The organism is Endozoicomonas sp. G2_2 (assembly GCF_017744135.1).
GTDB lineage: Bacteria > Pseudomonadota > Gammaproteobacteria > Nevskiales > Salinisphaeraceae > Salinisphaera.
Window position 1 is genome coordinate 23,548 of record NZ_JAGHQU010000024.1, and the last position, 6,182, is coordinate 29,729.

8 protein-coding genes are annotated in these 6,182 nt (G+C 59.3%); 5 read left to right on the forward strand and 3 right to left on the reverse strand.

Annotation, left to right across the window (positions count from 1 at the left end; all coding sequences use genetic code 11):
* Window positions 1-106: 106 nt before the first annotated feature.
* The 3 genes from J7355_RS17460 to J7355_RS18095 are packed head-to-tail and all read left to right on the forward strand — an operon-like array spanning window position 107 to window position 2,199.
* Complete coding sequence (locus J7355_RS17460; RefSeq protein WP_209065010.1) at window positions 107-1,336, forward strand: FAD/NAD(P)-binding oxidoreductase; 1,230 nt, start codon at window positions 107-109, stop codon at window positions 1,334-1,336.
* A gap of 4 nt (window positions 1,337-1,340) precedes the next feature.
* Entirely contained in the window at window positions 1,341-1,775 is a 435-nt protein-coding gene (locus J7355_RS17465) for a YeeE/YedE thiosulfate transporter family protein (RefSeq protein WP_209065012.1), read from the forward strand.
* A 4-nt stretch (window positions 1,776-1,779) separates the two neighbouring features.
* Window positions 1,780-2,199 (forward strand): DUF6691 family protein, encoded by a 420-nt coding sequence (locus J7355_RS18095; protein ID WP_348523053.1) that lies wholly within the window; start codon window positions 1,780-1,782, stop codon window positions 2,197-2,199.
* On the opposite strand, the gene J7355_RS17470 is transcribed toward J7355_RS18095, so the two are convergent.
* Window positions 2,196-2,498 (reverse strand): metal-sensing transcriptional repressor, encoded by a 303-nt coding sequence (locus J7355_RS17470; RefSeq protein WP_209065014.1) that lies wholly within the window; start codon window positions 2,496-2,498, stop codon window positions 2,196-2,198. The genes J7355_RS18095 and J7355_RS17470 overlap by 4 nt on opposite strands.
* A 196-nt stretch (window positions 2,499-2,694) precedes the next feature.
* Between J7355_RS17470 and J7355_RS17475 the strand changes: the two genes are divergently transcribed.
* Window positions 2,695-4,089: a cytochrome ubiquinol oxidase subunit I gene (locus J7355_RS17475; protein ID WP_209065025.1), complete on the forward strand. Its 1,395-nt coding sequence runs from the start codon at window positions 2,695-2,697 to the stop codon at window positions 4,087-4,089.
* On the forward strand, window positions 4,086-5,093 hold the full coding sequence (cydB, locus tag J7355_RS17480) for a cytochrome d ubiquinol oxidase subunit II (RefSeq protein WP_280637646.1): 1,008 nt from the start codon (window positions 4,086-4,088) through the stop codon (window positions 5,091-5,093). The genes J7355_RS17475 and cydB overlap by 4 nt, the downstream gene beginning before the upstream one ends.
* Before the next feature lie 274 nt (window positions 5,094-5,367).
* Here cydB and J7355_RS17485 read toward each other — a convergent pair whose 3' ends face one another.
* Both J7355_RS17485 and J7355_RS17490 read right to left on the reverse strand, forming a co-directional pair.
* On the reverse strand, window positions 5,368-5,670 hold the full coding sequence (locus J7355_RS17485; protein WP_209065016.1) for a type II toxin-antitoxin system RelE/ParE family toxin: 303 nt from the start codon (window positions 5,668-5,670) through the stop codon (window positions 5,368-5,370).
* Entirely contained in the window at window positions 5,663-5,905 is a 243-nt protein-coding gene (locus tag J7355_RS17490; RefSeq protein WP_209065018.1) for a type II toxin-antitoxin system ParD family antitoxin, read from the reverse strand. The genes J7355_RS17485 and J7355_RS17490 overlap by 8 nt, the downstream gene beginning before the upstream one ends.
* Between the last annotated feature and the right edge of the window lie 277 nt (window positions 5,906-6,182).

The window sequence follows — 6,182 nt, forward strand, 5'->3', positions numbered from 1 at the left end:
TAATCTGTGGAAACCAGAATTGCACCAACCTAAGAATCGGTTATTTGCAAATGCCTTCGGGTTCTATTATACCCTTAGGGGTATACGTAGCAAGACGGAGTAAATCATGTCGAGCAACACAAGCCATCATCGCGTCGTTGTCGCGGGCGGTGGTACAGCCGGGCTATCAGTCGCCGCCGCCCTACTGAGGCAATCGCCTCAACTTGATGTCGCTGTAATCGAGGCGAGCGACGTGCATTACTACCAGCCGGGCTGGACGCTCGTAGGTGGTGGCGACATGCGGGCCGAAGACACAAAGCGGCGCGAGGAAGAAGTTATGCCGGACAAGGCCCGCTGGATCCGGGCCACGATCAGTGCGTTCGCACCGGACGAAAATCGCGTCGAGTTGGCCTCCGGCGAGTCAGTTACCTATGACTTTTTGGTAGTGGCACTAGGCCTCCAGATCGACTGGCAAGCCATTGAGGGTCTCTCCGAGACTCTGGGGCGCAACGGCGTAACCTCGAACTATCGATACGACCTCGCACCCTATACCCACGAGTTGGCCCAATCGCTGACCCATGGCGCCAAGGCGTTGTTTACGCAGCCAGCTATGCCAATCAAGTGCGCCGGCGCTCCGCAGAAAGCGCTTTACTTGACCGCCGATACGCTGCGCAAACGCGGGATATCGGCGGAGATCGGGTTCTATAATCAAGGCGGTGCGATGTTCGGGGTCCCCGCCTATGCACGGGAGCTCGATAAAGTTATTGCTTCGTATGGAGCGACGCCCTATTTCAAACACAATCTAGTGGCCGTGGACGGTGAAAAGCACGAAGCCACCTTTTCGACTGACGATGGGCCAGTAACGCGTGCTTTCGACATGCTCCACGTGGTGCCGCCGCAGTCTGCGCCGGACGTTATCAAGGGAAGTCCACTCGCGGGCGACGCCGGCTGGGTCACCGTCGATAAGAACCGGCTCACGCATACCCGCTACGATAATGTGCTGGCTTTGGGTGACTGCACCGACACCCCCAATGCGAAGACCATGGCCGCCGTACGCCGCCAGTTCCCAGTCGTGGTCGCTGAACTGCGCGCGGCCCTGGGGGAATCGGCTAAAAAACGTGCTTACGACGGTTACGGGGCGTGCCCACTCACGGTCGCGCATGGCAAGGTCATGCTGGCCGAGTTCCGCTACGGTGGTGAAGTGGTCTCTAGTTTTCCACTGGATCCGCGGACTTCGCGGCGAATGTACTGGCCAGTCAAAAGCCAATTTTTCCCGGCCTTGTACTGGCAGGTCATGCTACGCGGACTGGACTGGCACTGGCCGAAACCCAAGCCACGCCCGGATCTAACGGAATAACTTCGTGTTCGACGTGTTTGATTTCACGCCGCTGACTGCGTCGGCCGGCGGGGCGCTTATCGGCGCGGCGGCGGCATTGCTATGGATCGGAACGGGCCGTATTGCTGGAATCTCCGGCCATTTGCACGGTGTCGTAAGGCGTCGCACGGACGACCGTATGCGGCGAGGTATGTTCCTGGTTGGCATAGTCGGCGGCGCTGTACTAATCGCCCTATTCAGCGCGAACGCCGTGCCGGAACGCACGAACTTTCCGACGCCTCTGCTCATAGCGGGCGGAGTGCTGGTTGGCATGGGCACACGATTAGGGTCAGGCTGCACCAGCGGCCACGGCGTGTGCGGAATTGGGCGCGGTTCGACGCGATCCATTGCTGCCACCCTTGTCTTCTTTATCTGCGGCGTGGTTACAGCGGTTATCACGCGACATCTTTTTACGGGCTGAGCGGATGCAGTACGTGATCACGCTAGCGTCCGGCCTGGTCTTTGGTATCGGGCTGACGATTTCTGGAATGGTGAACCCGGAGAAAGTGCTCGCTTTTCTGGATCCCGTCGGCCGGTGGGATCCGAGCCTTGCTCTGGTCATGGCCATGGCTCTCGCCGTATTCAGCCTTACGAATGCTTTCTTGGGAAAACGGATACGCCCGCTATTCGGGTCTACATTCCACCGACCCAGCTCGCTGACTATCGATCGACGATTACTATCGGGCGCCGCCCTCTTTGGAGTTGGCTGGGGGCTAGCAGGTTATTGCCCCGGACCGGCCTTGGCAGCCTTGGTATTCAACTTTCGAGAAGCCGCTATCTTTCTCCCCGCCATATTATTGGGCGGGTGGCTAGCCGATCGGTTTCTTTCGGCAACTCGTACCTAGCCGTAGCGTGACAATAGCTCCGTAGCGTACTTAAGACGCTCGCGCGCATCGGCCGCATCAAGCTTCTGGCAAGACAGCTCTCGCTCGATTACGCAGGACAGCATGTTATAGAAGGTACGGTCGAGCGCTTTGCGGGCAGCGGTCATTTGAACCGCTACGTCCTCGCATTCGGCATCACGTTCCAGCATAGCCTGCAAGCCGCGAACTTGCCCCTCGACGCGTTTCAGACGCCGAATGAGTGCGGACTTGCTGGCTTCCCATTCCTGGTCGAAAGGAAGGATGTCGGCATTTTCGGACATTGTGTTTACTAGCTAGGAAATAAGCCTTACTAAATTATACATTGACAGCCTCCTTGGTGCGTCATATCTGAATCGAGCGTCTTCCTGCGGTCCGACTTATTCTCCGTAGCCGCCATGTAATTTAAGTCGCGATTGAATAGTGACGCTATATACCCCCTCCGGTATACTTCGATAAGCAGCTTCCTAGGTGAAAAGCATGGCTCTCGATCCGGAAATCCTGTCGCGAATACAGTTCGCGTTCGTGGTGTCGTTTCATATCCTGTTCCCGGCCTTCACCATCGGCCTGGCGAGCTGGCTGGCGATGTGCGAAGGCATGCACCTGTTCACCGGTCGCGACGTGTTTCGCCGGCTCTACCAGTTCTGGGTGAAGATCTTTGCCGTGTCGTTCGGCATGGGCGTGGTTTCCGGCATCGTGATGAGCTTTCAGTTCGGCACCAACTGGTCGGTGTTCGCCGAAGCCACCGCGCCGGTGCTGGGGCCGCTGTTCTCCTATGAAGTGCTGACGGCCTTTTTCCTGGAGGCGACCTTCCTCGGCATCATGTTGTTCGGCTGGAACAAGGTGGGCCCGAAGCTGCATTTCTTTGCCACCGCGATGGTGGCGATCGGCACCATGCTGTCGGCGTTCTGGATTCTGTCGGCCAACTCCTGGATGCATACGCCCGCCGGCTACGAGCTGCGCGACGGCGTGTTCTATCCCACCGACTGGTGGGCGATTGTGTTCAACCCGTCGTTTCCGTATCGGCTCGTGCACATGGTGCTGGCGGCGTATCTGACCACCGCCTTCGTGATTTTGGGCGTGGGCGCCTGGTACCGGCTGAAAGGCACCGCCCACGAGGCCTCGCGGGTAATGCTGATCATGGGTGTGGCGTTCGTATCCATCGTCACACCGTTGCAGATCGTCGCCGGCGATTTCCACGGCCTGAAGACGCTGGAATACCAGCCGGCCAAGATCGCGGCCATGGAAGCGCATTGGGATACCGAAGAAGGCGCCGCCCTGGCGCTGTTCGCCTGGCCGGATGCCGAGAACGAAACCAACCACTACGAGATCGCGGTGCCGAATCTCGCCAGTCTGATTCTCACCCATGAATGGAACGGCAAACTGGTCGGCCTCAAGGATTTCCCGCCAAGCGAGCGCCCGCCGGTCGCGCCGATCTTCTTTTCGTTCCGGATCATGGTGGGGCTGGGCCTGCTCATGCTGCTCGCCGGCATGCTCGGGCTGTGGCTGGCGTTTCGCGGCCGGCTGCTCGACTCGCGCGCCTATCATCGGTATCTGGTGGCGATGATTCCCTCGGGCTTCATCGCCGTATTGGCGGGCTGGATCACGACCGAGATCGGGCGCCAGCCTTATACCGTCTATGGCCTGCTGCGCACGTCGGATTCGCTCTCGCCGGTGGGCGCGCCGAGCGTGTTGGCGACGCTGATCACGTTCGTGATCGTCTACGGCATCGTCTTCGGCGCCGGGCTGTATTACATCGTGCGCGTGGTGCGTACCGGGCCTGAAAAAGCGCCTGCGCACCCGGTGCCCGACCCGTATGCGACCCCGGCCCGGCCGTTGTCGTATCCCAACGAGCCGGTGGGAGAGAAGTCATGACGTTGATCGAAATCCTGCCGCTGATCTGGTTCGGCATAATCGGCTTCGGCGTGATCATGTACGTGCTGCTGGACGGCTTCGTGCTCGGCATCGGCATCCTCTGCGGCGTGGCCTATGGCGAGGCCGAACGCGACATCATGATGAACTCGGTCGCGCCGATCTGGGACGGCAACGAAACCTGGCTGGTGCTCGGCGGCGTGGCGCTGCTGGCCGCGTTTCCGCCGGCCTATACGGTATTGTTGCCGGCGCTCTATCTGCCGCTCACCGGCATGCTGATCGCGTTGATCTTTCGCGGCGTGGCGTTCGAGTTCCGTTTCAAGGCGCGGCGCAAGCTCGGCTGGAATCTGGCGTTCAATCTCGGCTCCGTGATCGCGACGTTCTTCCAGGGCGTAACCCTCGGGGCGATCGTGCAGGGCATCGAGGCCAACGGCGCCCAGTATGTCGGCGGCGCGTTCGACTGGTTTTCGGGCTTCACGATGCTTACCGGCGCTGCACTCGTGGCCGGCTATGCACTACTGGGCGCGACCTGGGTGGTGATGAAAACCACCGGCCTGTTGCAGCGGCGCGCCTATGGCTGGTCGCGCGTACTGTTGACGGCCGTGATCGTGTTCATGGCGGTGGTGAGCATCTATGTGCCGTTCCTCGACGGCAACTATGCCGAGCGCTGGTTCGGTTTCCCGCATGCGCTGTTGCTGGTGCCGTTCCCGATCGCCGCGATCGTGGTGTCGTATTTCTTGTACTGGAGCGTGAGCCGGCGGCGGGAGTACGCGCCTTTTCTGCTTTCGTTGGCGATGTTCATCGTCGGCTATGGCGGGCTCGCGGCGAGCTTCTGGCCGCATATCATTCCGCCGCATCTGACCATATGGAACGCTGCCTCGCCGCCGGAAACACAGAGTTTTCTGCTCGTGGGCCTGGTGATCCTGTTGCCGTTCATCCTGTTCTATACGGGGTGGTCGTACTGGATATTTCGGGGCAAGGTCAGCCGTGACATGGGCTATCACTAGCTGCCGGATAAGTCGGAGTCGTCATGAATGAAACCGGACGCCGTCTGTTGTGGTTCGTGGGTATCGGCGCCGCCAGCCTGCTGGTCTGGGGCACGGCGGCCTATGTGTTCCGCGAGGTGATCTTTTTCGTGCTCGAACACTAGAACTGCTGCCAGACTAGGAGGCCCAGCCTACTATTTCATGAGACCTGATTAGGTCCGCTATTGGCCGGAAGCGGTCACCCTTTTTCGTGTCAAGCGAGCGACCACCGGGCAAACCACGAGAGCCTGCCACTTCAGTCGCCATTAGTTTCACCGAGATGGCGCAACGGCTCCATTCGACTATGGAGAATCCGAATGATGAAGATGTCTTCCGCGCGAACCCGATAAAAAATAACGTGGTGCCGATGATCGTGGCGAAGAACCCCGTCGCCGATGCTAGAGCATTCGCGGCCGACGTGCGGCGATCCACACAATAGCCGCATGACTTGGTCTAGCTGCTCTGTGTACACGTCGGCCTGCCCGGTGCCGAAGTTCAAGAGCGTATATTCGTAAATCGTCTCGAAGTCTCTCGCCGCCAGGTTCGAGAGCCTATACATCGTGATGTTGCTTCACCCGACAGGCGATATCGTGAATCGATTCTTCGCTTTCCCCGCTTTGCTCACCTGCCGCAACGGCTGCCCTTAGCGCCGCGGTCGCCTGCTCCTGTCGCTCTAGCAACCGCAAGGCGGAGCGTACGACCTCGCTGGTCGAACCATAACGGCCGGACGCCACCAATTCGCCCACAAAATCATCCATTTGCGGACCAATAGTGATACTGGTTGTTCTACCCATTACAGTACCTATTGTGTGATCTATTCACACAACTATACCAGCAAGTGCCTACCTGCCGTTACCTTCTAACCTGGCCGGCTCAAACTCCCAGTAGCTGCTGCATGCTCGCTTAACGCTGAAACAGCGCGCTACACAACATAAGTACAGTTGTGAATCACCCCGGGATTACCGGAGGCTCGTGGGTTTGAGTCATGCCGCCTCGGCAGACTCGGTGAGTGTGGCATAGAAGTGTTTTTCCGCCTCGGCCGGCGGGATGTCGCCGATCGGTCCCAGCAGG